We start from the raw sequence: 26,998 nt of genomic DNA on the forward strand, positions 1-26,998 counted from the left end.
GTCGCAAGATCGTCTCTTCAAAAGACCCCGGCGTTTGGCGTCGGGGTCTTTTGTGTTTAAAACGCCCGCTATGTCCAAATGATGGCTTGAAACCTACGAGGCCGTCGCTAGCCTGTCTCTTCGGGAAGAGGATAGGCAGGTAATGCAGGAAAAATCCAATCTGAAGGGCGCGCTTTACGGGCTGCTGGCGATGGCGATCTATGCGTCGCATGATGCGATCGTAAAAGGGTTGGGCGGCAAGTTCTCGGCGATCCAGATCGTCTTTGTGGCCGCCTTGCTGAGCTTTCCCATCCTGTCATTCATCATGCTCAACGACAAAAAGGCGGGGCATCTGCGGCCAGCCTATCCGGGCTGGGTGATCCTGCGGTCTGTCTGTATGATCATTGCGGGGCTGACGGCGTTTTATGCCTTCTCGACGCTGCCGCTGGCGCAGGTCTATCCGATCCTCTTCGCGACACCGCTTCTGGTGACGATCCTGTCGATCCCGCTTCTGGGCGAGACGGTCCGGTTGCGGCGCTGGGTGGCGATTGCGGTCGGTCTTGCCGGTGTGCTGATCGTGGTGCGCCCCGGACAGGCGGATCTGGCACTGGGGCATCTGGCCGCCGTGCTCTCGGCCTTCTGTACGGCGCTGGCTTCGGTCATCGTGCGTAAGATCGGGACGCAGGAGCGTTCGATCGTTTTGCTGATCTACCCGATGATGGGCAATTTTCTGGCAATGGGCATGGCGCTGCCTTTCGTTTACGTGCCGATGGACATGACCGATTTCGCCCTGATGGGAACCATCGCGTTATTCGGGCTGACTGCAAGCTTCATCACCATTCTGGCCTATCGCGAGGGCGAGGCGGTGATTGTCGCGCCGATGCAATACAGCCAGATCATCTGGGCCGTGGTCTTCGGCTACCTGTTCTTCAGCGAGGGAATAAATCTGACGACCCTTGTCGGGGCGGGCGTCGTGATTGCCTCGGGCGTCTATATGGTCCTGCGCGAGAAAAGCGCGGGCACTTCACAGAACATGCCGGTGCTCAATACGCGCCACCGTCTGGAGATGCCCTATGCGCCCCGTTCGTCGCTTCTGGGGCGGCTGCTCAAGCGGCCCGTGACACCGGGTCCAGGACGCGAGATGCGGGGTCGGGAAACAAAATGAAACGGCAGGCAGATTTCCTCTTGATCTTATGTCGTCGGAGCGATACATCCCCGCCCACGGTCGGAGCGTAGCGCAGCCTGGTAGCGCACCTGCTTCGGGAGCAGGGGGTCGGAGGTTCGAATCCTCTCGCTCCGACCATTTCCCGAAATTGTGGATTGCCACGATAGTCTTCCTGATTGGACACTATCTTTCATCACTTCTGGCAATCACTCAGGGCAGTGCCCTGATCCGGCGGGATCGATTTTTCTTCTTTTGCTGAAGCTACTCTGCCGATATGCACTGGTAGGCCGCTATCACCTCCCCACCTGCGCGCCCGTTATGCCGCCATCAACCGCTCGACATCGGCATCAAGCCGTTGCTTCTTGCGCTCCCAGTCAGGGGCAGCGGCGCTCAGTATCGCCCAGAACTCGGGGCCGTGGTTGTGGTGCTTGAGGTGGACCAGCTCGTGCAGGATGACGTAGTCGATGCATTCCTGCGGGGCCTTGATGAGATGCGGGTTCAGGACGATCTCGCCATGCGCGGCACAGCTTCCCCAGCGCTTCTCCATCTCCTGCATACGAAACGGCGGGCGGTCGTTGATCCATGAGAGCCTCTGCTCCCAGAATCCCAGCCTGCGATCACCCGTTTCCATGCCCGAGGCGTAGAAGGCCAGATATTCACGGAAAGGTTCCGACGCCAGAAGCCAGATCTGCCGCGCCGTGGTGCGGAGCGGCCGAGCTGCTTCCGGCTTCTTGGCACTACAGGTTTTATGGATTGTTTTCTTATGAGTATTGGGTGGGGTCAAAATGTCCCACTGGTGGGACATTTCCGCATGACTGTGTGTTCAAACATGTGCCCGATCGGCGCATCCATTCCGGCGACCAAGCCCCTACGGCCGAGCCGCCTAGTCAGTGGCAGATGGCACATCTTACGGCAGGCGCGCTCCGCGACCGCCCTTGCGCAGGACCTCTGACAGACGGCTTCTCGTGATCACGAGGGCGATCAGACCGGCGATCAGACCCCAGAACCCCGACCCGATCCCCCAGACCACGATCCCCGATGCCGTCACAAGGAAAGCGATCATCGCCGCCTCACGATGCTCGGCATTGCTCAGCGCACCTGTCAGTCCATTGGTCAGTGCCGAGAGCAAGGCAAGCCCGGCCGTGGCAGAGATGAACTCCACTGGAAGAGACTGGATCAGACTGGCGACCGAGGGGCCGAGAAGGCCGAAGATGATATAGAAGATGCCGCAAAAGACACCGGCGACATAGCGTTTGGAGGGGTCCTTGTGGGCTTCGGGGCCAGTGCAGATGGCCGCGGTCAAGGCCGCCAGCGTGATCCCATGCGAGCCGAACGGCGCAAGGCCCACCGAGACGGCGCCCGTGGTCTGCAGGATCCCCGTGACGGGCGGCCGCGAATAGCCCGCTGCCTCGAGCACAGCCAGCCCCGGAATATTCTGGGAGGCCATGGCCACGACGAAGAGCGGGATTGCGATCCCGACAAGCGCCTCGGGCGACACGGTGGGCCAGGTCATGACCGGATGGACGATCGCGAGCTGCATGGTGTGGGTGTCCACCTCGCCCCCGATCAGACTTATCGCGAGACCGATCAGGAGGGCGCCGATCACCGCATAGGTCGGATAGAACCGCCGGCCAAGCAGAAAGACCACCGCCATGGGAATGACAAGATGCGGGGTTTTCTGCATCGACCCGATCAGCTGCAAGCCGAACTGCAACAGGATCCCCGCCAGCATCGCCGCCGCGATCTGCGGGGGCATCTTCAACACAAACCGCTGAAATCCCGTCGAAAATCCCAAGGCAAGAATGAGCGCGCCGGTGACCAGAAAGGCAAAGATCGCCTCTTGATAGGAATAGATGCCCAGAGCACCGATCAGAAGGGCCGCCCCCGGTGTCGAGAAGGCGGTGATGATCGGAAGCCTGTAGCGCAGGCTCAGTATCAAACCGGCAATGCCGCTGCCAAGCGAGACCGCCCAGATCCATGTGGCCAGCTGCATATCACTCAGACCGGCCGTCTTGGCGGCCTGAAACACGATGACCAGAGGCCCGGCATAGGAGACGATCACGGCCACCAGGCCAGCGGTGATCGCACTGAACGATGTATCTTCAAGGAGTTTCTGAAACACGGGAAGTTGACCTTTTTAACTCATTTGGGGGCATAGGGCATGGCGATCATGCGGCGCAGGCTGGAGATGTCCTTGAGACCATTGCCGGTACTGACGATTACGGCCTCGGACCGCGGCCCCAGCAGATCCTGTTCGCGCGCACGGATCGCGCCAGCGCAGGCCGCCGCGGCTGCGGGTTCGACCAGATAGCCGCAGCGTGCCATGAGACGCATGGCATCCAACACCTGATCGTCGGATACTTCGACATAGGCACCCGCGGTTCTGGTGACCGCATCAAGAGCCTTGAAGCGGTCTTGCGGCAGTTCCGCCTGCAGGCTGTCGGCAATGCTTGAAGCGCTTCGTCGTTCGACCTGATCAAACGGGATCTTCTGCCCCCAGGCGCGATAGAGAAAATTGCTTCCCGCGACCTGAACCCCGAAAATCCGGGGCATCGAGCCAATCCAGCCAAGCGCCAGCAGATCCGAGAAGCCCTTGTGCAGCCCACCGATGATCGAGCCGTCTCCGACACCGACGAAGACCGTCTCCGGGGCCCGCCAAGCCAATTGCTCGCAGATCTCGTAGGCCGCGGTCTTCTTGCCCTCTGTCATCAGCGGATTGATCGCCGTGCTGCGCAGATACCAACCGCGCTCCTGTGCCGCGTGCAGGCAGGCGGCGAACGCCATGTCATAGCTGCCCGCGACCGTGACAACCTCGGCCCCGTAGGCCCGAATGGAGAGAAGCTTTTCCGCAGGGGTCGTTTCGGGCACGTAGACGACAGCGTGCAACCCGGCATTTGCGGCCAGACAGGCCAACGCCGCGGCCGCGTTGCCCGTACTGGCAGTGGCGATGGTCCGATACCCTGCCTCCCGCGCATGGGTGACCGCGATCGCGCTTGCACGATCCTTGAGCGATCCCGAAGGCTGGCTTGTGCCCAGCCCCGATATGCGACGTGTCCCGGACGGTCCCCCGAAAGTCACCGATCCTTGGACATCGACCGCGATGATCTTGGCCGGATGGCCAACCTCGTGGAACCGCGACAGGCATCCCATCAAGGTGCCGGTCGTGCCCGCCCCGACGACGAGGTAATCGACCTCCGGGTAGGTCATCAGGATCTCGTTCGCGGTGGTGCGCGCGTGAATCTCGGGATTGGCGGGGTTGGCGTATTGGTTGGTCCAGACGAGCGCGGGATCGCGCGCCAGCGCGGTCTCGATATAGGCGATCCGGCTTCCTAGATAGCCGCCATTCGCGTCCCTTTCGGAGACGACGACAAGATTGCCGCCGAGCGCCCGGATCAACTCGAGGCTGTCTTTCGCGGCATTTGGGTCGACCACGCAGGTGAATTTGTACCCGCGGTTGGCACAGACCATGGCCAAGGCAATACCCAGATTGCCCGAAGAGGATTCGATCACATGACCGCCGGGGCGCAACCGACCGGCCGCTTCGCAATTGGCCACCAGCGCAAGCGCCGTCTTCAACTTGATCGACCCGCCCGGGTTCGAGCCCTCGAACTTCACCACGACATTCAGATCCGGCCCGAAATCGATCTCGGCGAATTGCGTCGGGCTGATCAGGTTCCACAGGAACCCCGTATCGCCGATTTGCCGATCTTGTGAAAGCGAGCGCGTTGCAGCCGCTAGCATAGCCACCTCGTAGGATTGAAATTTTGCGCAGCCTATGCGTGTGCCAACTCAGCCAAAAGGGGCACAGAGGCCGATTTCGGAGAGACACAGACCCAGGGATTTCAGCAGTTCGCGGCGATCTCGCCGATCTCGATCAACACCGTGCGCGACGAGACACAGAGCCTCCGCGTCACGCAGAGCCGAAAGCTTGCCGGGGTCCGCGGCGCCCCGAAGATCGTGCCGCGCGAAACCTCGATCCCGCGCGCTTCCAACGTCGAGAAAAAGGCCTCGGCATCGGTGCGATCGGGCAGCGTGATCCAATAGACCCCTCCGGCCAGCGGGCGGGAAATCTGCGTTCCAGCGGGGAAATGGGTCTGAATGAGGCCAAGGATCTCCTGCCTTTGGCGGGCGAAGATCTGGCGCACGCCCTTCAAGTGGTCCTCGAGCATCTGCGAGCCGATCAGCCGCTCCGCAATCCTCTGTCCAGGGGTCGAGGTGCAGCGGTTCTCGGACAGCAGCTTGCCTGTCAGATCCGCATGAAAGCGCCCCGGAAGACACCACCCGACCCGCAATCCGGGTGCCAAAATCTTGGAGAGCGATCCAAGATAGAGGACACATCCGGTCTCATCGAAGGCTTTCAAGGGCGGCGGACTGTCCTTGCCCTCGAGAAGTCCGTCGAACACATCATCCTCGATAATGACGCATTCATGCGCCTGCGCAGCCATCACCAGCCGGCGCCGGTCCTCGATGGGCAAGGTGTAACCCAACGGATTGCTCAGGGTCGGATTGACGAACAGGATCCCAATCTTGTCCGCTTCGATAAGCTCGATCGCGCGCTCGGTATCGAAGCCACGCACACTATCGGACTCCAGCTTATGCACCGAAAGCTGCAGCCCCTCGACGGCCCTCAGACAGCCGAAATAGCAGATCCGGTCATGCGCGATTGCGCCGAACCTCTTCGACAGAAATTGTAGCAGCAGGCGCAGGAATGTGTTGTCCCCTTCGGTGATGAGAACATCATCCGCCGAGCACTGAACGCCGCGGCGCATCAGAGCCTGCGCGATCAGGCGCCTCAATCGGACGCTGCCCGGCGGCAATTCCAGTGTCACGAAATCGTCCCAAGATTGTCCGATCGCCTGCTTGGCCAAGGTCGCGATCCGCGCCGCCGGGATCAGATCCGTCTCGAGAACCGCCGACGAAAAGGACCGCTCGCGTTCCTCCCCGCCCAGGATCAGCCGGGCGACCATCGCCTCGTCCGTTTGCCCGGCGTCGAAGCCATCCAGCCAGTTGCTGCGCATCGACCCGGTGTCGGCCACGAAGTGACCGATGCGATCGCGCGTGTAGATAACCGCCCGGCGCCGCAGCTCGTCGATAGCCTTCTCGACAGTCTTCCGGCTGACCCCGGCATCGCGCATCAACACCCGAACGGACGGGATCTTGTCCCCTGGGCACAGAACCTTTCGGGCAATCTTGTCCTCGATCGCCCGGGCAACTTGCAGATAGATGTATTTCTCGGAAAGTTTTCTCATCGCGTCTCAAAAACCTTTGCGCGTCACTGGGCACAACATCGGGAAAGCTCCTCAAATCGCCCAACATCTAAATGCTGCGTCGCCGGAGTATCGCTCGCCCCCGACACAAATGGAAAGATAGGTGTCGATTCCGGCTGGGGGCGGAATGACACCTAGGCCGGTGAACGGCGGCTATTCGCCGGTTGCTGCGGCGGCGATGCCGCGACCTCACAGTCGGCAAACCGCCCATATTGTTGAAAAAGTCAGGCGGCGCCGAAATTACATACTAAATGTGCTACATGGCATGCCTGAAGATCAGTATATAGTAAAGGAAATGTGCTGCATTGGAGTTTTTTAACGATATCCGCCCTTCTTTCCGTGCAGCATGATTTGACCTATTTTTGATAATACTTCCAAGATAAGGTGTGCGATTATGACTGGGGACAGCTGAAATCCCGAGGTATGCAAATGCAGTCATTTTCTCGATTAGAACATGCCCTTGCTCAAGAAACTCTCCCTTACCGTCGTGCCTGATGAGCGCGAGACACTGCCCTCCTTTTTCTGCCGTATGGCTGCGTTACAAGGCACCGAAGCCTTCGGGTTCGCGATGGATATCGGGATCAATTTCAAGCGGATCGTGGATCACGACCCGGAGGCGATCGCCACGTTCGCCGCCTGAGCCGGTCTGACCGATGACCAGCTTGCGGAGCTTCTGTCCTGGACTGGAGAGCGAATGGGGGATGTCCGCATGCGCTATCGGGGCGAGGTGATGGTGTCGCGGGCTTTGCGCAACCCGATCATCCGTGGTTGCCCGATCTGTCTTCGCGGGGACAGCAAGGATGAGCGACCGCCTTTGCGCAAGATGGTCATGTAAGGCAGCTGGCTGTGTCGCGGTGTCCATGTTTGCGTGGAGCATAGCCACATGCTGGTGCCGCTCTGGCAGGAGACCACGCCGATTGTGCGGGAAGATATCGGCGCGCGGCTGACCGCGATCTGGCCGGATCTGCGCGACGGCCGGCTGGATCAGCCGCTGATCGAGCCGACCCCCCTATGATCGCTGGCTTGATGACCGCCTGTCGGGCCGCGGGGATCATACATGGCTGGCGGAGCAGTCGCTCTTTGCCGCGATGACATTTTGCGGATTGCTAGGGGCAGAGCTCCAGTGCGCCCAAGGTCTGGCTGAGGATGACTGGTCCGCCAAGGCGCTCGGCTTCCGATACGCTTCGGCTGGCCCGATTGCGATCGAGGACGCCTTCACCATCCTGAGCACCGCTGACGATGGAAATCCGGATGTAAGCCGCCGCGCCTTTGGCGCCCTGTTCGACAAGCTCGAATATATCTATCGCGACGATCCGGACTTTGACGCATTTCGTGCGCTTCTGCGCGCGCATGTCATCCGGATCTGGCCGCTCGCCGCAGGTGAGCCCTTGCTCGGCCAGCCGCTTGAGGAGCGACTGGTGCATTCGCTTTTGAGTGCTTCGCAGGAGACGAAGATCGTTCCTGGACTTCTGGACGCGCTGTTGACCGAAGCCGGCGTTTTCGCGGAAGGCGACCAACGCCTGCCATCACGCAAACTCTTCGATGCGCGGATATTCCCGACGAGCTTTTGCGAGCACACGAAGAGGGCCGCCTAGTTTTTTTCTGTGGCGCTGGCATCTCCTACCCGGCCGGATTGCCAGGATTTAAGGATTTAGTGGAAAAGATTTATACTAACGTCGGAACCACTAAGGCTGCGATCGAAGCAAAAGCGTTCGAAAAGGATCAGTTCGATGCGACGTTGGATCTACTGGAAAGGCGGCTTCCTGGGCAGCGAATAGCCATGCGAAAGGCGCTTGTGAAGTCACTTAAACCCAAGCTTCGAAGAAAAGGAGCAATGGATACCCACGCAGCGCTCCTCCGACTAGCCCGAAATGCAGACAACACAATCCGACTAGTTACAACCAATTTCGACACTGTTTTTAACGCTGCGGCGAAACGCGAAAAGTTGAAATTTAGTACTTACTCGGCCCCAATGCTGCCTATTCCCAAAAGTAGTCATTGGAATGGGCTGGTTCATTTGCATGGTGCCGTGCCCAGTAATGCTGATGCCTCCGCTTTGAATCGGCTTGTTATAACAAGTGGTGACTTCGGCCTCGCCTATCTCACTGAGAGGTGGGCCGCCCGTTTCGTTTCGGAGTTATTTCGAAACTACGCAGTTTGTTTCGTTGGATACAGCATCAATGATCCTGTCTTACGATATATGATGGACGCGCTAGCCGCCGATCGTATGCTAGGAGAAGTTACTCAACAAGCGTGGGCATTGGGCGATTGTGAAGCAGGCCTAGAGAAACAAAAGACCGAGGAGTGGAGCTCTAAAGGCGTCGTGCCCATCTTGTATGAGGTTCCACGAGGTACTCATGACCACTCTGCGCTACACAAGACGCTTCACGCTTGGGCGAGTACATACCGGGATGGCATCCTTGGTAAAGAAAAAATCGTAGCAACCCATGCGCTAGCAAAACCCTCGGCTAGCACGCAGCAAGACAACTTTGTTGGAAGGATGCTTTGGGCATTGTCAGACAGATCTGGAATGCCCGCAAAGCGTTTCGCAGAGTACAATCCTGCACCATCCTTGGAATGGTTATTTGGCGCACTCTGCGACAACCGTTACGGAAAAGTAGACTTGCCGCGTTTCGATGTGCTGCCTTTAGAGGAAAGTGATGAGAACCTGAAGTTCAGTCTCATATGCCGTCCTCCTCCTCACACGCATGCGCTTCGCATGACCTTAACGCGGGGTGCCTCGGAAGATACCGCATTGGACAATGTAATGCTGTACATTGCCCGCTGGCTCCTGCGTCATTTGAATGACTCAGATTTAGTCCTCTGGATCCTTCAGCAAGGTGGGCGCCTGCACGAGCGCTGGTCCTTTTTGATAATGGCAGAACTTGCGCGCCTTGATCGCATGCAAGGCGAAGGGCAAACAGCCGAACTCGATAAGATTCGTACCAATTCGCCTAATGCAATACCAAACAAGTTTATGCAGACAGTTTGGCGTATGCTCTTTAATCGTCAACTAAAGTCGCCTTTGCGTCAGCGTGAACTTGACGGTTGGATTTCTCGTTTTCAACGGTACGGAATTACGGCAACCACACGAGCCGAGTTGCGCAAAGCCTTAGAGCCACGGGTGCAGCTATCCAAACCATTTATGTTGAGGCACGAGCCCGAGACCAGCACTGAACCTAAAAGGATGTCAGAAGTATTCGATTACGAAGTGGTTTTAGCTGCTGATGACGTACAAACGACCTTAAGAGATCTGAATGGAAACGAAAAGTGGCGGGCGGAACTGCCTCATCTGATCACAGATTTCCAGCTGCTTCTGCGGGATTGCTTGGATCTTTTGCGCGAATTGGGTGATGCGGACGAACAACGCGAGCGTTCATATCTAGACTTGCCGTCTGTAAGTCCACATTCTCAAAATCGAGGGCGGCGCAACTGGGTTAGTTTGATAGAACTTTGCCGAGACGCTTGGCTCGCTGTTAAATCTTCAGACTCGGAGCAAGCAAGTAGTTTTGCAAGAGATTGGTTTAGCCTACCATATCCGACTTTCAAGCGACTGGCCTTTTTTGCAGCCTCGCACGATGATTGTATTGCTTCTGAGCTATGGGTGGATTGGCTAACCGCAAAAAAATCGCAATGGCTCTGGTCCTCGGAAACGACTCGCGAAGTACTGCGGCTGCTCGCTTTGCAGGGCAGGAATTTGTCATCTGTTGCACAAGGACGCCTAGAAGCGGCCATTTTGGCTGGACCACCAAACAGGGTTAGCTCGGAGGCGCATGAGGAGCCGGAAAAGGACCCCATTCGGGATCGTATGATATGGTTGCGTTTGGTGAAGCTTGAGACTTCCGAAGTCACGCTGAGCGCACCAGCTAGAGAGCGTCTAGATAATTTGACACGTGCCTATCCCGAGTTGAGAGTTTCACCGAATGAACGTGAAGAATTTTTAATCTGGAGCAGCGGCACCGGCCACCCAGACTACGAAGACCACTCTGAAACGAACGTTGCTCCATCCAATCGCCGCGAACTAGCTCATTGGCTTAAGCAGCCTCTACCAGATGATGATTTTTATTATCAAGACACATGGAGCGAAACGTGCCGTGCACATCTTTCCCTCAGCTTTACCGCGCTTCTTGAGCTGGCACTCTCAGGAGTTTGGCCGGAAGTACGCTGGAAAGAAGCTTTGCAAACTTGGAGCGAAGAAAAATACGCCCCGCGATCCTGGCGGTATGCGTCATCGCTCTTGGCATGCATGCCCGATGCTACGTTCGCTAGACTTGTTCGCCCAATAAGCTGGTGGCTTGAGGTTGTTTCAAAAACGATCAGTCAACGCGAAGATGTTTTCATAAACCTGTGCCGACGTGTACTCGAAGCGCAGCTTTCGGTTGAAGTCGACAATGATGTTGACGTGGCGATCGCCGATGACCCAATAGGAGCAGCCATTAATCATCCAGTAGGGCAGATCACCGAAGCACTCCTGAATGCGTGGTTCGCCCGCAAGCCGAACGATAATGACGGGCTTCCTGATGATATCGAGCCGCTGCTAACGCAGATCACCAATACTAAGGCGATGGAGTTTCGTCACGGACGAGTAATACTGGCCGCGCAATCCATCGGCCTATATCGTGTTGATAAACCTTGGTTTGAATTGCGAATGCTCTCAAGGTTTGACTGGGCAGAATCCGTAGAGGAGGCACGTGCTGTTTGGAGCGGCTTTCTTTGGTCGCCGCGAATTCATTGGCCGTTACTCGGCGCACTTAAACCGTATATTTTTGATACAGCTAGCCACTGTTCTGAGCTCGGAACAAAAACTACTCAGTTTGCCGCCTTTCTGACTTATATGGCCTTAGAGGCTAGTAAGGATTTCTGTTTAGAGGAGTTCGCGGCTCCCATTGCCGAATTGCCACAAGACGGTCTCGAAGCGAGCGCAGAGGCCCTGAAGCAGTCGCTAGAAAGCGCGGGGGGACAGCGAGAGGCAAGCTGGAAAAATAGAATTTTGCCGTTCTGGCAAAAAGTTTGGCCCAAATCGAGCGAGTTTATTACAGAGAATATCGCCGAGGATCTCATCCAGCTCATTATCGCCGCAGGGTCAGAGTTTCCTCAGGCATTAAGTATTGTTCAGGATTGGTTGATGCCAATTGAATTTCCAAACTACCTACTTCAGAAGTTGGATGAAGAGGGAATATGTAGGCGCTTTCCAGAGGAAGCGCTGAACCTCCTGAGTCGAATTATAAATGGCCGAAGCTACAGCTCTGAAAAACTTTGGGACTGTCTAGAGGCCATCGTGCAGGTTCAACCGGAGTTAGCAGGCCGCCCTAGCTATTCACAACTAAACAACTTTGTTCGTTATTCTAGGAATTAGAATACTGCTCCTTGATTGAAGTCTTCGTGCATGTCGAGGGATATCAGATGGCTACGCGAAGCCATCTTCCCAAGGATAGATTTCAGCGCCTAGGTCAGCGCCGTCCTGGTAGCAAGCTCATCAGGCGATCTTTGACGCCAAGAGCGCGCGACATGCCTGTCTTTGCGCTTTCGACAAGCTGCTGCCACGCGGGCGACTGTTCGACGGTATTTGCCAGACTCATCGGGGTGAAGGGGAGATCGAAGGCTTTACGCGCCTCTTGGCCGATTTCCTGTCCCAGATCCTCCCATGTCAACCAGCGGGGACGAATGCGCGCGAGATCTCCCAGCCAGTTGTCCAGCTGCCGAAAAAGCTGCTCGAATCCTGCAACCGGCGTTGCCGCGTTGGGTGACCGCCCACGCCATCATAGTCGTTCAGAACCGCCTCAAGCGCCGCAGCCACATCCTGCAGACGCGCCAGATCATGGATCAGCGAGGGGCGGTGACTGGGCAGAATAGTGTCTGCCGCAATCATCGCCTCTTCGTCACCCAGATCGCGGATGCGCTGGAACAGCTTGTTGATATACGGGCGGAGGGCTTTCGCGGCCTTTTGTTCGTCTTCGACGGCAAGCGCCATCGCTTTGATCTCCCGCGCGCGCTCGATGAGCGGGGCGAGGTTGATGCCGAACTCATGCTGGATGAGCCCGCGCAGCCTAGTGCCGCAGCGTCTTCCGCGCGTCGTGCTGGATTTGTGGATGAGCCCGCGGGCCATCAGCTCGGCCTCGATGCGGGCGATCTGACGGCGCTCCATATCGAGCGACGTTGCGATCTCGGTGACGGACATCCAGAAGGCGCAGATGCGGCCTGTGACGAAATCGCCATCCATCGTGCGCTCGATGGCAAGGGCCAGATAGCCGATGGCCCCCTTGCTCAGACCGAGCTTGCGGCGCGCGGTTCTGAGGAATCGCAGCAGCGCCCAACGGTCCAGACCGGGCGGCAAACCGGTATGCGTGAGGTGGTGATTCATGCCCGCACCCCGCAAAAAATATACGGAATAACTTTTGCGATTGATCGCCGGGCAGGGGTTGCGATACCCTGTGCAGGAAAGTTGAGTGCTTTCTTCTGACGTTTGACCCCGGTTCCGGTTGCCGCCGAGCCGGGGTTTTCGTTTGTCTGCACTGGACCTGAAGGCCAAGGGTGCTGTACGGGTTTTGTACCTGATGTTCGGGGATTAGCCCCGTAAACCCGTGAAAACCAGCGCATGAAACTGCGAGTATCTGCAGGGATCATTGCGTAAGTTTTTGTTTTTTCAGCGTAAAGTGGTGACCCCGACAGGATTTGAACCTGTAACCTGCCCCTTAGGAGGGGGCTGCTCTATCCAGTTGAGCCACGGGGCCCCGCAAGACTGACTTGGTCTTGAGGCAGGGTCTTGATGCCCACAAATGCTATCGGTTTCAAGCCTATTTGCTTTTCGCATCACAAATGATGGTCGCAAAATGAAAAGGGGAAGCGAATTGGCCCACCGCTTCCCCTTTGCCTTAGCGATCCCGCGATCGGAGTCTACACGCGGTCTTGCCTATGTCAGTCGGGGTTTTTCGGATTCTCGCCCCTTCTGTTATCGCTAACATAGCGCAGCGGTTGCACTTGCGCAAGACAAATAATTGACGCTAACAAGAATAAACAGCAGTCGAGGACATCATCGTGACCAAACCGCCCAATGATACACGCCGCCCGTTGACCCTGCGTGATGTGTCCGAGGCCTCCGGTGTCTCCGAGATGACGGTGAGCCGTGTGTTGCGCAACCGTGGAGATGTGTCGGCCACCACGCGCAGCAGGGTTCTGGAAGCCGCAAAGCAGCTTGGTTATGTGCCCAACAAGATTGCGGGGGCTCTGGCCTCGCAGCGCGTCAATCTGGTGGGGGTGATTATCCCGTCGCTTGGCAACCTTGTTTTTCCGGAGGTGCTGGCCGGAATTTCCGACGGGCTGGAGGGCAGTGGCTTGCAGCCCGTGGTCGGTGTGACCGATTATTCGCCTGAAAAGGAGGAGAGCGTTCTGTACGAGATGCTGTCCTGGCGTCCCTCGGGGGTGATCATCGCGGGGCTTGAACATAGCGAGGCCGCCCGCGCCATGCTGATCAATGCGGGTATTCCTGTGGTCGAGATCATGGATGCCGATGGCGAGGGCGTGGATTCGGTCGTGGGGATCTCGCATCGTCGTGCGGGCTTGCAGATGGCCGAAGCCATCGTGACGGCGGGATATAAGCGGATCGGCTTCTTGGGGTCCAAAATGCCGGAAGACCATCGCGCACGGAAGCGTTTCGAAGGGTTCAAGGAAGGGCTTGCCGCAGCGGGATTGTCGATTGCCGATGAGGAATTCTATGGCGGTGGATCGGCGCTGGCGAAGGGACGCGAGATGACCCAGACGATCCTGACCCGTTCTCCCGATCTCGATTTTCTCTATTACTCGAACGATATGATCGGGGCAGGGGGGATGCTGTGGTGTCTGGATAATGGCTATGATGTGCCCAACCAGATCGGGATGGCGGGGTTTAACGGATTGCGGTTGCTGGACGGATTCTCGCGGCGCTTGGCCACGATGGATTCCTGTCGCCGCGAGATCGGGCTCAAGGCGGCAGAGATTATCGCCGGTGTGCCGCATAGCGGGATGATCGGGGGCGAGAAGCTGGTGTTGGAGCCGGTGCTGCAGATGGGCGACACCATTCGTAAGGTCTGATCAGAGCGCCTCCAGCAATCTGGCGTGGCGCGCGACAAAGGCTGTGCGTGTCTCGCGCGGGGGGCGTAGCTGGATTTCCAGCCGCGCCGCGAGATCGGCATCGACCCTGCCGAAGATCTTGTCGGCCTCTGTGGCGGAGAAACCTGCGATCCGTTCGGCCTCAAGGCGCGCCGAGACGATATCGGCGCGCTTGATCTGGCGTTTGAGCTGCTGGCTGATCTGTGCCGGTAATCCGAAGCGTAGATGGATCGCGGCCGTCAGGCGCGCATCCAGAACGCCATAATCCTGCCCGATGGCCGCCTTGACGGGGGAAATCATGTCGCCCAGCACATATTCGGGGGCATCATGCAGCAGCGCTGCCAAGCGCGATCTGGCTGTCGCTTTGGGATAGAGAAGGCCGAAGATTTCCTCGACCAGAATGGAGTGCTCGGCGACGGAATAGGCCCAGTCGCCGATGGTCTGCCCGTTCCAGCGCGCCACGAAAGATAGCCCGTGGGCGATATCCTCGATTTCGATATCCATAGGCGTCGGGTCCAGCAGATCCAGCCTGCGGCCAGACAGCATGCGTTGCCATGCGCGTTTCATTTGATCACCGTCAGATCGGTCGGGAAGCGGCCCAGATAGCGCCCGATGGCCTTTGACGAGAGGAGGTGCTTGATCAGCATCTTCCGCATCCTGACACCATCGGGGGGCAGTTGGGAGTGCGGGATATGGCAGTCCGGATGGTCGGGGAAATGCGCGCGGATGAAACGGCTGTAATGCAGACGGAAGCGGGGAGGGAATTGTCCGTCCGTGTCTTTCCAAGGTTTCGAATTGCCGATGAAATGGATCACATGCGGGCCCTGTACGTCGCAAAAGAACCGCGCGGCCCAGCTATATTGCCAATTCCAGAACGGGCTTAGCTCGGCCCAGTTTCCTTGCAGCACCGAATTATACAGGTTCTGGTCATGGCGGATCATGCGCGACGCTTCTTTGCGCCCGAGGTCCACGCATTTTTCCAGCAGGTTGCTGGCCATATAGTTATGGACATCCATAAGCAGGATGCCTGCATTGAAATAGGGGGCACTTGGCAGCCCGAGCCGTTTGAACTGCATCGCCCGCCGCGTGGGGGTGCGCCACTGGATGTTGTCCCGCACGGCGGCGAGCGGGCGGGGGCCCAGATCGCAGTCCATCAGGGCCGAGAAATCCCCGCTTTGCACGTAGATATCGGCATCCATGTAGAGAATGCGGTCGTACTCCTCGCGGAGTGCTTGCGGCAGGGCGAGCCGGAGATACACGTCATGGCTTTTGCCTGCATCCAGTCGCAGCCCTTCGAACATCGTGCCTATATCCACCTTCAGAAGACGGATGTTCAGATGTGACAGGCTTTCGGGAAGGCGCACAGGGCGTTCGTTGAAGGCGATGCAGATGTCGAAATCATGGCGCGGTGTCGATTGCAGGATCTGCTCCGCGGCGAGGCTTGCATAGGGAAGGTAGCCCGTGTCGCAGCAGAAAATGATCGCCTTTCGATGGGCAGCGGGGCGGCTGGCATTTACCTTGATGGTCATAATTTCTCCCGCATGAAAGGTGACGCAAGCGTCTCTTAACCGATTCGAAATCTGTCAGGCGCAATTCTGGGGCGAGTGCTACGACCCGGCTTTGCACCACAAGATCGACGCGGATTTATCAGATTTAGGCGGCCTATGAAAAGGCTTGATCCAATACCGTTTACGGTCCTTGGCAGGGCGCTGTTATGCCTGCAGCCCCGTCAGATAAGCGCGAAATCGGTGAAACGGGAACAAAGGGCGGTCGGGGCGCGTTGAGGGATCGAACAGGACATAAGGAGGAACATCATGCGCCTCGGCCCAAAGAAAGTTGCGACGATCACTGCTGTTACGGCCCTTGCGGTTGCGCTGCCGGTTACAGTTGCCATGTCAAAGGTGGATAACTTTGACGGTTTTGAGATGGATGTTCCTGAAATCGGCCTTGCGGCGGCGCAGGCGGACCCTGTCGCCGCTCCGCAAACGGTTTCTTATGACGGAGATATGGGGCGCCCGATGGACGAGCCGATGGGGCCGATCTATGGCAACGGCGATCTGTCGATGTTTGATGAAATCCAGCAGATCGGCGATGATCAGGCCACCAATGTCCCTTATTGTGACAAACCGGCGGCCCTGACCCGGACGCTTGACCATGATTTCGCCGAGAAGAAACGGATGCAGCGCGAGATCGGGGACCACCGTTCGATCGAGTTCTGGGCCTCGGATATCATGGGCACGTGGACGGCGGTCTATAACCGTGCGGATGGCGTTGCCTGTGTCCTGTCCTCCGGTATGGGCTGGGAGCGTGGTGATAGCCCTGTCGCAATGCTGGAAAACGCAGAAATCCTTCCCGTTAAGGGATAAGACACTACGTTAAATGGCTCGTCAGAATTGCCCAGAACGCAGGGGGATGCTAGGTAATCCCCCAGCAAGGGTAAACGGGAGCCGAGCATGGCTGATTACGTAATCAAAGACATCGCGCTTGCGGCTTACGGTCGCAAGGAACTGGATATCGCCGAAACCGAGATGCCGGGGCTGATGGCCTGCCGCACCGAGTTCGGCGCATCCAAGCCTCTGGCCGGCGCGCGCATCGTTGGTTCGCTGCATATGACGATTCAGACCGCTGTTCTCATCGAGACGCTGGTGGCGCTTGGGGCGGATGTGCGTTGGGCGTCGTGCAACATTTTCTCGACCCAAGATCACGCTGCCGCGGCGATTGCCGAAGCAGGTGTTCCGGTCTTTGCCGTGAAGGGCCAGTCGCTGGAAGAGCATTGGGATTATCTCGACCGTTCGTTCCAGTTCCCCGAGGGCGCGAATATGATCCTCGACGATGGCGGCGATGCCACCCTTTACGTTCTGCTGGGCGCACGTGCCGAAGCGGGCGAGGATATCATCCCCGTGCCGCAATCCGAAGAAGAGGCCGTGATCAAGGCGCAGATCAAGAAGCGCATGGAGCAAAGCCCCGGTTGGTTCACCAAGACCCGCGACGCGATCAAGGGCGTTTCGGAAGAGACCACCACCGGCGTGCACCGCCTCTATGATCTGCACAAGAAGGGCCAGCTGCCGTTCCCCGCGATCAATGTCAACGACTCCGTCACCAAGTCGAAATTCGACAACAAATACGGCTGTAAGGAATCGCTGGTCGACGGTATCCGCCGCGCGACCGACGTGATGATGGCCGGTAAGGTTGCGGTTGTCTGCGGTTATGGCGATGTGGGTAAAGGCTCGGCGGCCTCGCTTCGCGGCGCAGGTGCCCGTGTGAAGGTCACCGAAGTCGACCCGATCTGCGCGCTTCAGGCGGCCATGGATGGCTTTGAAGTCGTGCGTCTGGAAGATGTCATCTCGGATGTGGATATCGTCATCACCACCACCGGCAATAAGGACATTGTCCGCATCGAGCATATGCGCGAGATGAAGGATATGGCGATTCTTGGCAATATCGGTCACTTCGATAATGAGATTCAGGTCGCGGCGCTGAAGAACCACAAGTGGACCAACATCAAGGATCAGGTGGATATGATCGAGATGCCCTCGGGCGCGCGCATCATTCTGCTGTCCGAAGGTCGTCTGCTGAACCTCGGCAATGCCACCGGTCACCCGTCCTTCGTGATGTCGGCCTCCTTCACCAATCAGGTGCTGGCGCAGATCGAACTCTGGACCAAGGGCGAAGATTACCAGCCGGGCGTCTACATCCTGCCCAAGGCACTGGACGAGAAAGTGGCCCGCCTGCATCTGGACCGTATCGGTGTGAAACTGACCGAACTGCGCCCCGATCAGGCCGAATATATCGGCGTTACGGTCGAAGGCCCCTATAAGCCGGAACATTACCGCTACTGATTTGACGGTCATCCGTTCTGATAAAGCCCCGGCCCGCGCCGGGGCTTTGTTTTTTGCACAGGGTTTTCGTCAAAAGCATGGAAAGATGATCTTCGGGGGCGCGGCGCGGGGTTGACGCGGCGGGCGGCAAAAAGGATTGTGTGCCAAATTTCGTTAAAGGGGGCTTTTGTATGGCTCGTATTACTGGGGTGGCCGTCACGGCGACCTGTCTGGCAATGATCGGGACGGCAGGGTTTGCAGATGTCACGGCGCAGGATGTCTGGACCAATGTGCAGGATCTGTATCGCGGGATGGGGTTCGAGGTTTCGGCTCAATCCGTCACGCCGAATGGCAAGGGCCTGACCGTTCAGGGCGTGACGCTGACGCGCGAGGCACCGGGCAGCGACAAGGTGACATCCGCCAACAGTTTCACGGTCTCAAAGCTCGACTTTATCGAGATGGGCGACGGGCGTGTGCGTGTGGATATCGGCAAGGATATCAAAGGCGATAGCAAGACGGTGCTCGAGGGGAAGCCGGTTGTGACGGCGGCCTCCGATTTCCGCGTGAAGGGGGCCGATGTGGTGGCCTCGGGCGTGCCGCAGAATGTGCATTACGATCTGCGGATTGATGATCTGCAGATGGATCTCAAGCAGACCGTGCATCAGGACGAGGCCGATTTCCCGACCGTTGTGACCCTTGGCCTGACCGGTATGAAGGGCGATTTCAATAACGACCTGCGCGCGGGCACCAAGCAAAGCGGCACCTATCACATCGATCAGGGCACTCTGAACGGGAAGGGCAGCGATCCGGCTGGCGGCAGCTTTGTCGTGGCTGGGGCGCTCAGCGATATTTCTACCGACATGTCCACGACCCTGCCGGAGGGCGTCACGCTTGACGGCAAGATGGCCGCCTATAGCACCCCGGGCGTGGAAAGCCGCCTGTTCAGCAAGGTCGGCCCGATGTCGCTGAATTTCGATGCGCAATCGGAAGATGGCGACGCCAGCATCCAGTTCAAGGCGGAGCATGGCGATCAGAAAATCGACATGAAAGACGGCATGGTTTTCTACCATGCCAACGGCAATGCCATCAAAATGAACGTCAAGGCACCGAATATGCCGATCGAGGCTTCTTTCGCGCTTGATCATGCGCAAAGCGGTGCGGATTTCCCGATCGCGGCGGGCAAGGATCCCAAACCCTTCGGGCTGGATCTGGGCCTTTCCGGTCTGACGCTGAGCGATCAGGTCTGGACCATGCTCGACCCGCAAGGCAAGCTGCCGCACGATCCCGCCCATCTCGACCTCAAGCTGTCGGGCCATGCCCTGGTCAATCAGGACATCTTCTCGGAAGATTTCGCAACGCTTCCCGGCGCGCCGGGCGAGTTGCGGGATATGAACCTCGATACCCTGCATCTGAATGCGGTCGGGGTGGATCTGCAAGGGAAAGGCGCGGTAACGTTTGACAGTGCGGCGGGGATTCCGTGGCCGGTGGGCAAAGTGCATCTGGCGCTGAGCGGGGCCAAGGGGCTGATGTCGAAACTGACCGATATGGGGCTTTTGCCGCAGGATCAGGCGATGTTTGCCCAGATGATCCTCGGGCTATATGCAAAACCAACCGGTGACGATGCGATGGAAACCGATCTGGAATTTACCGAAGACGGGCAAATTCTGGCAAATGGCCAGCGTATCCAGTAAGAGCATGAGAAATCGTGTGAGTCGCCCGGTCCGTGCCGGGCGTCTTGCCATCTAGACCAAGGAGACCCCCATGTCTGATCTCAGTGATCTGACCGCCCGACTGCTGGACGCTGCCAAGAAGGCAGGGGCGCAGAGCGCGGATGCGATGGCCGTCGATGGTACGGCGGTGTCGATTGACGTGCGGCAGGGGGCTCTGGAACAGGCCGAACGCGCCGAAGGGGTCGAGATCGGTTTGCGGGTGCTGATTGGCGGGCGTCAGGCCTGCGTGTCGGCATCGGATATTTCCGACCGCACGATCAGTGACATGGCCGAGCGTGCGGTGACGATGGCGCGGATTGCGCCTGAAGACCCCTATGCGGGCCTTGCCGATCCGTCGCAGCTTGCCCGTGATTGGGATATTGCGGCGCTCGAGCTGGAGGACCCCTCGGAGGATCCCACCGCGCAGGCTCTGGAAGAGGACGCCCTGCGTCTTGAGGCCGCGGCTCTGGCGGTGGAGGGGATCACCCAAGTGTCGGCCGCGTCTGCGTCCTTCACGCGCCAACGTGTTGAAATGGCCGCCAGCAACGGATTTAGCGGCGGGTATGCGCGTTCATCGCGGGGGCTGTCCGGTGTTGCGATCTCGGGCGAGGGCCTGACGATGGAACGCGATTATGCCGGAGAAAGCCGCATCTTTCAGGCCGATCTGCCTAGCCCCGAAGAGGTGGGGCGTCTGGCGGCAGAGCGGACCGTTGCACGGCAGAATCCGCGCCGCCCGAAAACCGGTGCCTATCCGGTTCTGATCGACGAGCGCGTGTCCTCGAGCCTGATCTCGCATCTGTTGTCGGCGGTGAATGGCAGCTCGATCTCGCGCGGGTCCTCGTGGCTGCGCGATGCAATGGGCGAGCAGGTTCTGCCGGAGACGATGTCGATCATCGAAGACCCGCATCGCGTGCGGATTTCGCGCTCCCGTCCGTTCGATGCCGAGGGTCTGCCGACCCGTCGGAGGGTGATCGTGGAAAACGGGGTTCTGAAAAGCTGGACGCTGGATCTGGCAACCGCGCGCAAGCTCGGGCTTGAGAGCACCGGCAATGCCTCGCGCGGTCTGTCTTCCGCGCCGGCCCCTGCGGCGGGGAATATCGCCTTGACCCAAGGGGATCTCAGCCGCGAGGCGCTGATGGCGCAGATGGGCACAGGCCTTCTGGTGACCTCGTTCATCGGTGCCACGATCAACCCTAACACCGGCGATTATTCGCGTGGGGTCAACGGGTTCTGGATCGAGAACGGGCAGATTGCCTATGCTGTTAATGAGTGCACGATTGCGGGCAACCTGCGTGATATGCTGCGCAGCATGATCGCGGCCAATGATGCGCGTGCGCATCTCAGCCATGTTGTTCCGTCGCTTCTGGTTGAGGGGTTAACACTTGCCGGTGAATGATTACATCGACGATCTGCAGCTTCTTGAGAAGGTCGCGCGCGAGGCGGGCGAACTGTCACTGCAATATTGGAAACAATCCCCCGAGGCGTGGAACAAGCCCGCCGATCAGAGCCCCGTCTCCGAGGCCGATCTGGCGGTGAACGACTTTCTGGAAAGCCATCTGCGCGGGGCGCGTCCTGCCTATGGCTGGCTTTCGGAAGAAAGTGTGGATGGGGCTGAACGCCTTGAAAACGAACGTGTCTTCATCATCGACCCGATTGATGGAACCCGCGCGTTTCTGGGCGAGGATCCTGGGTTCGGGCAGTCTGTCGCGGTGGCCGAAAACGGGCGCGTGATCGCCGGTGTCGTGCACATGCCCGCGCTGGACCTGACCTATACCGCCACGCTGGACGGGCCTGCGCTGCTGAATGGCGCACCGATCCAGCCCAGCAAGACCACGCAGATACGCGGCGCTACGGTGCTGACCTCGAAGCTGAGCGATGATCCGGGGATCTGGCTGAACGGCTTTCCGGGCTACGAGCGCGCCTTCCGTCCCTCTATGGCGTGGCGGCTATGTCTGGTGGCCGAGGGGCGTTTTGACGCAACGATCTCCATGCGCAAGTCCTGGGAATGGGATGTGGCGGCCGCCAGTCTGATCGCGGAGCGCGCGGGGGTGCGGGTGACCAACCGCCTTGGCGAACCTTTCGGCTTTAACCGTCCGGAATGTCAGGAAGACGGGCTGGTTGTGGCGCCGCCGGAATTGCATGCGGATTTCATGGCACAGCTTCGGAACTAGGGCTCGATAAAACTTTAATCAAAGTCGCTAGTTACGAATTGCTAACGATTTCGCCCTAGCGTCCCACAAAGCAAGAATTGCGTTTGCGGGGCGAATCCCATGATCAATTACCGGCGGCTACTGGCTGTCTTTTTAATCGGTATCCTCGGGCTTGCGTCCGTGGTGTTGGCGGATGAGGCGCCGCTTTCTGCCTTGCGTGCGGATGTGATGGCGGTCTGGAACGATCCTGCCCCTTCGGACGGCCTGCCGGAGATCCCCGAGCTGCCGGAGCTTGCCCAGCTTCCTGATGGGCGCGTGCTGCGTGCCGATGCGCTTGTGGCCGAGACCCCGCCCGAGCCGCGGGTCAATACCTACCCGTTCTTCCAGAAAGGCACCGCAACGTCGTCGACCGGTGCGGGCAGTCTGTTTGCCGTTGCCCCGCCGACACTGGCCCCCATGACGGATGTCGCTGCCGAAAATGACGCGGCCTTCGCGCAGGAGGACGCACAGTGAAAATCACCATTGCCCAAATCTTCCAGCCGACGATCCTGCTGGCACTGGCCCTGATGGCGGTCATCGTGATGATGATTCTGCCGGTTCCGTCATGGGTGCTGGATCTGGGGCTGGCGGTGTCCTTTGCCATCGCGATCCTGATCTTCACCATCACGCTTTTCATCGAACGACCGCTGGATTTCTCGTCTTTCCCGACGGTTCTGCTAACCTCGATGATGCTGCGGCTTTCGCTCAATGTTTCCTCGACCAAGCTGATCATCGGGCAGGGCCATACCGGCACCGGTGCGGCGGGGGGCGTGATCGAGGGCTTCGCGAATTTCATCATGAGCGGCTCTGTCCTGATCGGTCTGGTGGTGTTCTGTGTGATCCTGATCGTGAACTTCATCGTGATCACCAAGGGCGCAGGCCGGATGGCCGAAGTGGGGGCGCGCTTTGCTCTGGACGCGATGCCGGGCAAGCAGCTCGCTATTGATGCCGATATGAGCGCGGGGGCCATCGACCATGCCGAAGCGCGTACCCGCCGCGAGCGTGAACAGAAGGAAACCACCTTCTTCGGCTCGCTCGACGGGGCGTCGAAATTTGTGAAGGGAGATGCGGTTGCGGGCCTGATGATCACGATGCTCAACATGATTGTGGGGCTGTCGATCGGCATGGCGGTGCATGGTATGGCGCTATCGGATGCGCTCAAGACCTATGCGATCCTGACGGTTGGCGATGGTCTGGTCAGCCAGATCCCCGCCGTGATCATCTCGATAGCGACCGCGATCCTGCTGTCGCGCGGTGGAGCCAATGGCTCGGCCGATAGCGACCTTTTCGGACAGCTTTCGAAATATCCGCCGGCGCTGATTACCGTGGGCGTGCTGATGGCGCTTTTCGCATTGGTGCCGGGCCTGCCTTTCGTGCCCTTCATGCTGGGGGCTGCGGCTTTGGGCGGTGCTGCCTATCATCTGCACAAGAAGACCAAGAAAGAAGAGGCCAAGGCGGCCATGCGCATGCCGCCCCCCGAACCCAAGAAGAAGAAATCTATGGGGGATGTGCTGGATGTCGATGATATCCATGTGGAATTCTCCGCCGATCTGGTGGCAATGGCGCTGGACCCCGCGACGGGACTGGATGTGCGGATCAACAATATGCGCAATCATGTGGCGGCAAGCTTCGGTCTGATCCTGCCCGAGATCCGTCTGACCGACGATTCCACGCTGGCCCCGGGGGAATACCGCATCCGCATTCAGGGGGTCGAACAGGCGCGCGACAGGCTATACCCCGAAAAGGTGCTGGCCCTGCTGGCGGATAATGCCGAATTGCTTCCCAAAGGGGAAAATGTCCGCGAGCCGGTCTATGGCGCGCCCGCCCGCTGGGTGCCGCTGGATGCGCAGGAAGAGGCGGCGCTGACGGGGTCGACCGTGGTGACACCGACCGAGGTTCTGGCGACCCATCTTCTGGAAGTCATCAAGAACAATTTCGGGCGCCTGATGACGCTGAAGACATTGCGCCGCCTGCTGGAGGAAACCGGCAACCTCTCCGATCCGGCCCGTGGCGAGGCCAACCGCCGTATCCTCGACGAGCTGGTGCCGGATAAAGTGTCGATCGATATGCTGCTGGCGGTGCTGCGTCTGCTGCTGGAAGAGCGTGTTTCCATCCGTAATCTGTTGCTGATCGTCGAGGCGATCTCCGAGGCGCGCGGGATGAGTTCGCCCGAATTGATCACCGAGCATGTCCGCCAGCGGCTGGGCTTCCAGCTTGTCGCGGAATACCGCCGCGAGGATGGCACCTTGCCCCTGCTGCAACTGGCACCGGAATGGGAAGAGACCTTTACGGCCTATCAACTGCCCGGCGATAACGGGAATGGGGATATTGCGCTTCCGCCCGAGAAATTCTCGCGTCTGGTCAATAACATCGCGGAACGTATCGCTCGGGTGGGGGAGCAGGGCGTGTTTCCGGCCATCGTGACCTCGGCGCGTCGGCGGCGGTTCATCAAGACCGTTCTGGGGGCCAAGGGGATTTCGGCACCGGTGCTGTCTTTCGAAGAGATCGGGCTGGATGCGAAACCTGCGATGCTGGGGGTTGTGCCCGCATGATCGATCTGGCGGCGCAAGTGCTCAATCTTACCCATCAGGGGTTCATGATCGCTTTCGCGGTATTCCTGCGGGTCGGGGCGATGGTATCGGTCATGCCCGGCTTCGGCGAACAGAACCTGTCGAGCCGCGTCAAGCTGGGCGCGGCTTTGGCCTTCACGGCAGTGGTGGCCCCCGCAGTCAGCCCGCAGCTTGCGCACTTGCCCCATGATGTCAGCCTTGGCCTGATCCTGCCCGAAACCGCGATCGGCCTTTCGATCGGTGTGATCATGCGGATGTTCATCTACGGGCTGCAAATGGCGGGGATGATCATCGCGCAGGCGACCTCTTTGGCCCAGATTTTCGGGGCGGGCGGGGAATCCCAGCCTGCCGTCGGCTTCATGCTGACCACGGCGGGTCTGGCGCTGGCCTTTGCGATGGGGCTGCATGTGCAGGCGGCCGAACTGATGATCGGCTCTTATAAAGCCTTCCCCTTTGGACAGTTTCCCGCCCCCGACCTGATCCGTGAATGGGGGGTGGCCGGTGTCGCGAAATCGTTCCGGCTGGGCTTTTCCATCGCGGCCCCGTTTGTCATTCTCGGGCTGGTCTATAACGCCGCGCTGGGGGTGATCAACCGCGCGATGCCGCAGCTTATGGTGGCCATGATCGGCGCACCGGCCATCACTCTGGCAGGGATCGTGCTGATGGCAATCGCTTTGCCCACAGGGCTTATTGTCTGGCGCGAGGCCTTCGGGAGCTTCCTCTTCAACCCGTTTTCGGTGATGCGATGAGTGGCGATACCGATGAAAGCGAAAAGGAATACGAGGCCACACAGCAGAAGCTGGATCGGGCGCGGGAAAAGGGTGATCTTGTCAAATCCGCCGAGATTACGGTGGCCGCCTCTTATGCCGGTGTGCTGATCGCATCCTATGCCTTCGGAGGCGAGACGCTGCTGAAGCTGGGGTCACGGCTGATGGAGTTTCTCGGCCATGTCGATATACTGCAAGAGCAGATGGAGTCCGGTGGCTCCACCATTGCGGGCGGAATCATCGGCGAAGTCGTCGCACCGCTTGTCTTGTGGTTTATCGTGCCGATGGTGCTGGTTCTGGCGGCGCTTCTGGCGCAGAAGGCGATCGTTTTCGCGCCTGAAAAGCTGATGCCCAAAGGCAGCCGCATCAATCCGCTTTCGAATGCCAAGCAGAAATACGGTCCGAACGGTCTGTTCGAGTTTCTCAAGAGCTTCGTGAAGCTGGTGATTGTGGCGATTTTGCTGGGATGGTTCATTCAGCGCCATCTGGACCGTATCCTGATCTCGCAGCGGGTGGGGGTGGATCTGGCCACTGCGGATCTGATGCATATCATCCTGGAATTTCTGTTTCTTATCACCATGCTGGCCGTGATTGTCGGGGCGGTGGATTATATCTGGCAACGCTACGAATTTCTGAAGCGGCAGAAAATGACGCGCAAGGAGCTGATGGATGAAATGAAGTCGGCCGAGGGCGATCCCCATATGAAACAGCAGCGTCGCCAGCGCGGGATCGAGATCGCGATGAACCAGATGATGGCCGAGGTGCCCAAGGCCGATGTCGTGATGGTCAACCCGACCCATTATGCTGTGGCGCTCAAATGGGACCGTGCCTCGCGTCGGGCACCGATCTGTGTGGCCAAAGGGGTGGATGATGTTGCTCTGAAGATCCGCGAGATCGCGGCAGAGCACAACATTCCGATCCATCGCGACCCGCCCAGCACGCGCGCGCTTTATGCCACGCTGGATATCGGCGACGAGATCAAGAGCGAGCATTACAAGTCTGTCGCGGCCGCAATCCGTTTTGCCGATAAGATGCGTCAGCGCGCACGTCAAAGGAGGGGCGCATGAGTCAGCAGGGATATGGCCGCATGATTGCGATTGCGGCGATGATGAAAGATGTCGAGCTGTCCAAACTTGCACGGTTGAAGCAGACGCAGGCGCTGTTGGCCATGAAACAGGGCGAGATCACCCAGTCGGCCAGCACGGCCCTGCGCCAGCCGGTGCAGGATATGACCGATCTGAAGATGATCGAATCCTTTCGCGCATGGGCGGGGCGCAAGGTCGAGGCGCTCGAGCAGGAAAAGCGTGCCATGGATGCGCAGGTCGAACAGGCACGGCAGCGTTCGGCACGGCGTTTCGGGCAGCATATGGCGCTGACGAGGATCGACGAACAGATCCGCGATCAGGACAAGATCGAGAAGCTGCGCAAGCAGGAGTTCTAGGCAGGAGT

24 protein-coding genes and 2 tRNA genes are annotated in these 26,998 nt (G+C 58.8%); 18 read left to right on the forward strand and 8 right to left on the reverse strand.

From position 1 onward, the window contains the following. Nucleotides 1–142 precede the first annotated feature (142 nt). Nucleotides 143–1,144: a DMT family transporter gene (locus WDB88_RS03020; RefSeq protein WP_339108727.1), complete on the forward strand. Its 1,002-nt coding sequence runs from the start codon at nucleotides 143–145 to the stop codon at nucleotides 1,142–1,144. A gap of 61 nt (nucleotides 1,145–1,205) precedes the next feature. Further along, nucleotides 1,206–1,282, forward strand: a tRNA-Pro gene (locus tag WDB88_RS03025). Between the two features lie 178 nt (nucleotides 1,283–1,460). Here WDB88_RS03025 and WDB88_RS03030 read toward each other — a convergent pair. The 4 genes from WDB88_RS03030 to WDB88_RS03045 form a co-directional block, all read right to left on the reverse strand. Beyond that, nucleotides 1,461–1,928, reverse strand: coding sequence for a M48 family metallopeptidase (locus tag WDB88_RS03030; protein WP_339108728.1), 468 nt, complete (start codon nucleotides 1,926–1,928; stop codon nucleotides 1,461–1,463). Between the two features lie 123 nt (nucleotides 1,929–2,051). Beyond that, nucleotides 2,052–3,266: a benzoate/H(+) symporter BenE family transporter gene (locus WDB88_RS03035; RefSeq protein WP_339108729.1), complete on the reverse strand. Its 1,215-nt coding sequence runs from the start codon at nucleotides 3,264–3,266 to the stop codon at nucleotides 2,052–2,054. 20 nt (nucleotides 3,267–3,286) lie between these two features. Beyond that, on the reverse strand, nucleotides 3,287–4,885 hold the full coding sequence (locus tag WDB88_RS03040) for a pyridoxal-phosphate dependent enzyme (protein ID WP_339108730.1): 1,599 nt from the start codon (nucleotides 4,883–4,885) through the stop codon (nucleotides 3,287–3,289). 101 nt (nucleotides 4,886–4,986) lie between these two features. Beyond that, nucleotides 4,987–6,393, reverse strand: a complete 1,407-nt coding sequence (locus WDB88_RS03045) for a PLP-dependent aminotransferase family protein (RefSeq protein WP_339108731.1) — start codon at nucleotides 6,391–6,393, stop codon at nucleotides 4,987–4,989. Between the two features lie 478 nt (nucleotides 6,394–6,871). On the opposite strand from WDB88_RS03045, the gene WDB88_RS03050 reads away from it, so the two are divergent. The 5 genes from WDB88_RS03050 (at nucleotide 6,872) to dsr1 (ending at nucleotide 11,767) form a co-directional block, all read left to right on the forward strand. Then, the gene (locus WDB88_RS03050; RefSeq protein WP_339108732.1) at nucleotides 6,872–7,051 is read left to right on the forward strand and encodes a hypothetical protein; all 180 of its coding nucleotides are present in this window, start codon (nucleotides 6,872–6,874) and stop codon (nucleotides 7,049–7,051) included. A 54-nt stretch (nucleotides 7,052–7,105) separates the two neighbouring features. Further along, the gene (locus tag WDB88_RS03055) at nucleotides 7,106–7,246 is read left to right on the forward strand and encodes a hypothetical protein (RefSeq protein ID WP_339108733.1); all 141 of its coding nucleotides are present in this window, start codon (nucleotides 7,106–7,108) and stop codon (nucleotides 7,244–7,246) included. A 33-nt stretch (nucleotides 7,247–7,279) separates the two neighbouring features. Continuing rightward, on the forward strand, nucleotides 7,280–7,426 hold the full coding sequence (locus WDB88_RS03060) for a hypothetical protein (protein WP_339108734.1): 147 nt from the start codon (nucleotides 7,280–7,282) through the stop codon (nucleotides 7,424–7,426). Nucleotides 7,427–7,514: 88 nt separating this feature from the next. Then, nucleotides 7,515–8,006: a hypothetical protein gene (locus tag WDB88_RS03065; protein ID WP_339108735.1), complete on the forward strand. Its 492-nt coding sequence runs from the start codon at nucleotides 7,515–7,517 to the stop codon at nucleotides 8,004–8,006. Further along, nucleotides 7,979–11,767, forward strand: a complete 3,789-nt coding sequence (dsr1, locus tag WDB88_RS03070) for an anti-phage defense-associated sirtuin Dsr1 (RefSeq protein ID WP_339108736.1) — start codon at nucleotides 7,979–7,981, stop codon at nucleotides 11,765–11,767. The genes WDB88_RS03065 and dsr1 overlap by 28 nt, the downstream gene beginning before the upstream one ends. Before the next feature lie 291 nt (nucleotides 11,768–12,058). Here the strand turns inward: dsr1 and WDB88_RS03075 are convergent, their stop codons facing one another. After that, complete coding sequence (locus WDB88_RS03075; protein WP_339108737.1) at nucleotides 12,059–12,772, reverse strand: helix-turn-helix domain-containing protein; 714 nt, start codon at nucleotides 12,770–12,772, stop codon at nucleotides 12,059–12,061. Nucleotides 12,773–13,065: 293 nt separating this feature from the next. Next, nucleotides 13,066–13,142, reverse strand: a tRNA-Arg gene (locus WDB88_RS03080). A gap of 304 nt (nucleotides 13,143–13,446) precedes the next feature. Here WDB88_RS03080 and WDB88_RS03085 point away from each other — a divergent pair. Then, nucleotides 13,447–14,478 (forward strand): LacI family DNA-binding transcriptional regulator, encoded by a 1,032-nt coding sequence (locus WDB88_RS03085; RefSeq protein WP_339108738.1) that lies wholly within the window; start codon nucleotides 13,447–13,449, stop codon nucleotides 14,476–14,478. Here WDB88_RS03085 and WDB88_RS03090 read toward each other — a convergent pair whose 3' ends face one another. Then, nucleotides 14,479–15,063 (reverse strand): hypothetical protein, encoded by a 585-nt coding sequence (locus tag WDB88_RS03090; RefSeq protein WP_339108739.1) that lies wholly within the window; start codon nucleotides 15,061–15,063, stop codon nucleotides 14,479–14,481. Further along, complete coding sequence (locus WDB88_RS03095) at nucleotides 15,060–16,025, reverse strand: glycosyltransferase family 8 protein (protein WP_339108740.1); 966 nt, start codon at nucleotides 16,023–16,025, stop codon at nucleotides 15,060–15,062. The genes WDB88_RS03090 and WDB88_RS03095 overlap by 4 nt, the downstream gene beginning before the upstream one ends. A 285-nt stretch (nucleotides 16,026–16,310) precedes the next feature. Here WDB88_RS03095 and WDB88_RS03100 point away from each other — a divergent pair, with 285 nt between their 5' ends. From WDB88_RS03100 to WDB88_RS03145, 10 genes are all read left to right on the forward strand, one after another. Further along, nucleotides 16,311–16,862, forward strand: a complete 552-nt coding sequence (locus WDB88_RS03100; protein WP_339108741.1) for a hypothetical protein — start codon at nucleotides 16,311–16,313, stop codon at nucleotides 16,860–16,862. 87 nt (nucleotides 16,863–16,949) lie between these two features. After that, the gene (gene ahcY, locus WDB88_RS03105; protein ID WP_339108742.1) at nucleotides 16,950–18,335 is read left to right on the forward strand and encodes an adenosylhomocysteinase; all 1,386 of its coding nucleotides are present in this window, start codon (nucleotides 16,950–16,952) and stop codon (nucleotides 18,333–18,335) included. Nucleotides 18,336–18,505: 170 nt separating this feature from the next. After that, nucleotides 18,506–20,005, forward strand: a complete 1,500-nt coding sequence (locus WDB88_RS03110; RefSeq protein ID WP_339108743.1) for a DUF2125 domain-containing protein — start codon at nucleotides 18,506–18,508, stop codon at nucleotides 20,003–20,005. 70 nt (nucleotides 20,006–20,075) lie between these two features. Then, nucleotides 20,076–21,419 carry a TldD/PmbA family protein gene (locus WDB88_RS03115; protein WP_339108744.1) on the forward strand — a complete coding sequence of 448 codons (1,344 nt, stop codon included), beginning with the start codon at nucleotides 20,076–20,078 and terminating at the stop codon, nucleotides 21,417–21,419. Further along, a complete protein-coding gene (locus WDB88_RS03120; RefSeq protein ID WP_339109459.1) occupies nucleotides 21,412–22,194 on the forward strand; it encodes a 3'(2'),5'-bisphosphate nucleotidase CysQ in 783 nt (260 codons plus the stop codon). The genes WDB88_RS03115 and WDB88_RS03120 overlap by 8 nt, the downstream gene beginning before the upstream one ends. A gap of 99 nt (nucleotides 22,195–22,293) precedes the next feature. Then, nucleotides 22,294–22,686, forward strand: a complete 393-nt coding sequence (locus tag WDB88_RS03125; protein WP_339108745.1) for a hypothetical protein — start codon at nucleotides 22,294–22,296, stop codon at nucleotides 22,684–22,686. Then, nucleotides 22,683–24,764, forward strand: coding sequence for a flagellar biosynthesis protein FlhA (flhA, locus tag WDB88_RS03130; protein WP_339108746.1), 2,082 nt, complete (start codon nucleotides 22,683–22,685; stop codon nucleotides 24,762–24,764). Before WDB88_RS03125 ends, flhA begins: the two co-directional genes overlap by 4 nt. Continuing rightward, nucleotides 24,761–25,531: a flagellar biosynthetic protein FliR gene (locus WDB88_RS03135; protein WP_339108747.1), complete on the forward strand. Its 771-nt coding sequence runs from the start codon at nucleotides 24,761–24,763 to the stop codon at nucleotides 25,529–25,531. Before flhA ends, WDB88_RS03135 begins: the two co-directional genes overlap by 4 nt. Further along, complete coding sequence (locus WDB88_RS03140) at nucleotides 25,528–26,616, forward strand: flagellar type III secretion system protein FlhB (RefSeq protein WP_339108748.1); 1,089 nt, start codon at nucleotides 25,528–25,530, stop codon at nucleotides 26,614–26,616. The genes WDB88_RS03135 and WDB88_RS03140 overlap by 4 nt, the downstream gene beginning before the upstream one ends. After that, nucleotides 26,613–26,990, forward strand: coding sequence for a hypothetical protein (locus WDB88_RS03145; RefSeq protein WP_339108749.1), 378 nt, complete (start codon nucleotides 26,613–26,615; stop codon nucleotides 26,988–26,990). Before WDB88_RS03140 ends, WDB88_RS03145 begins: the two co-directional genes overlap by 4 nt. Nucleotides 26,991–26,998: the final 8 nt, after the last annotated feature.

The organism is Thioclava sp. GXIMD4216 (genome assembly GCF_037949285.1).
Classification (GTDB): Bacteria; Pseudomonadota; Alphaproteobacteria; order Rhodobacterales; family Rhodobacteraceae; genus Thioclava; species Thioclava litoralis.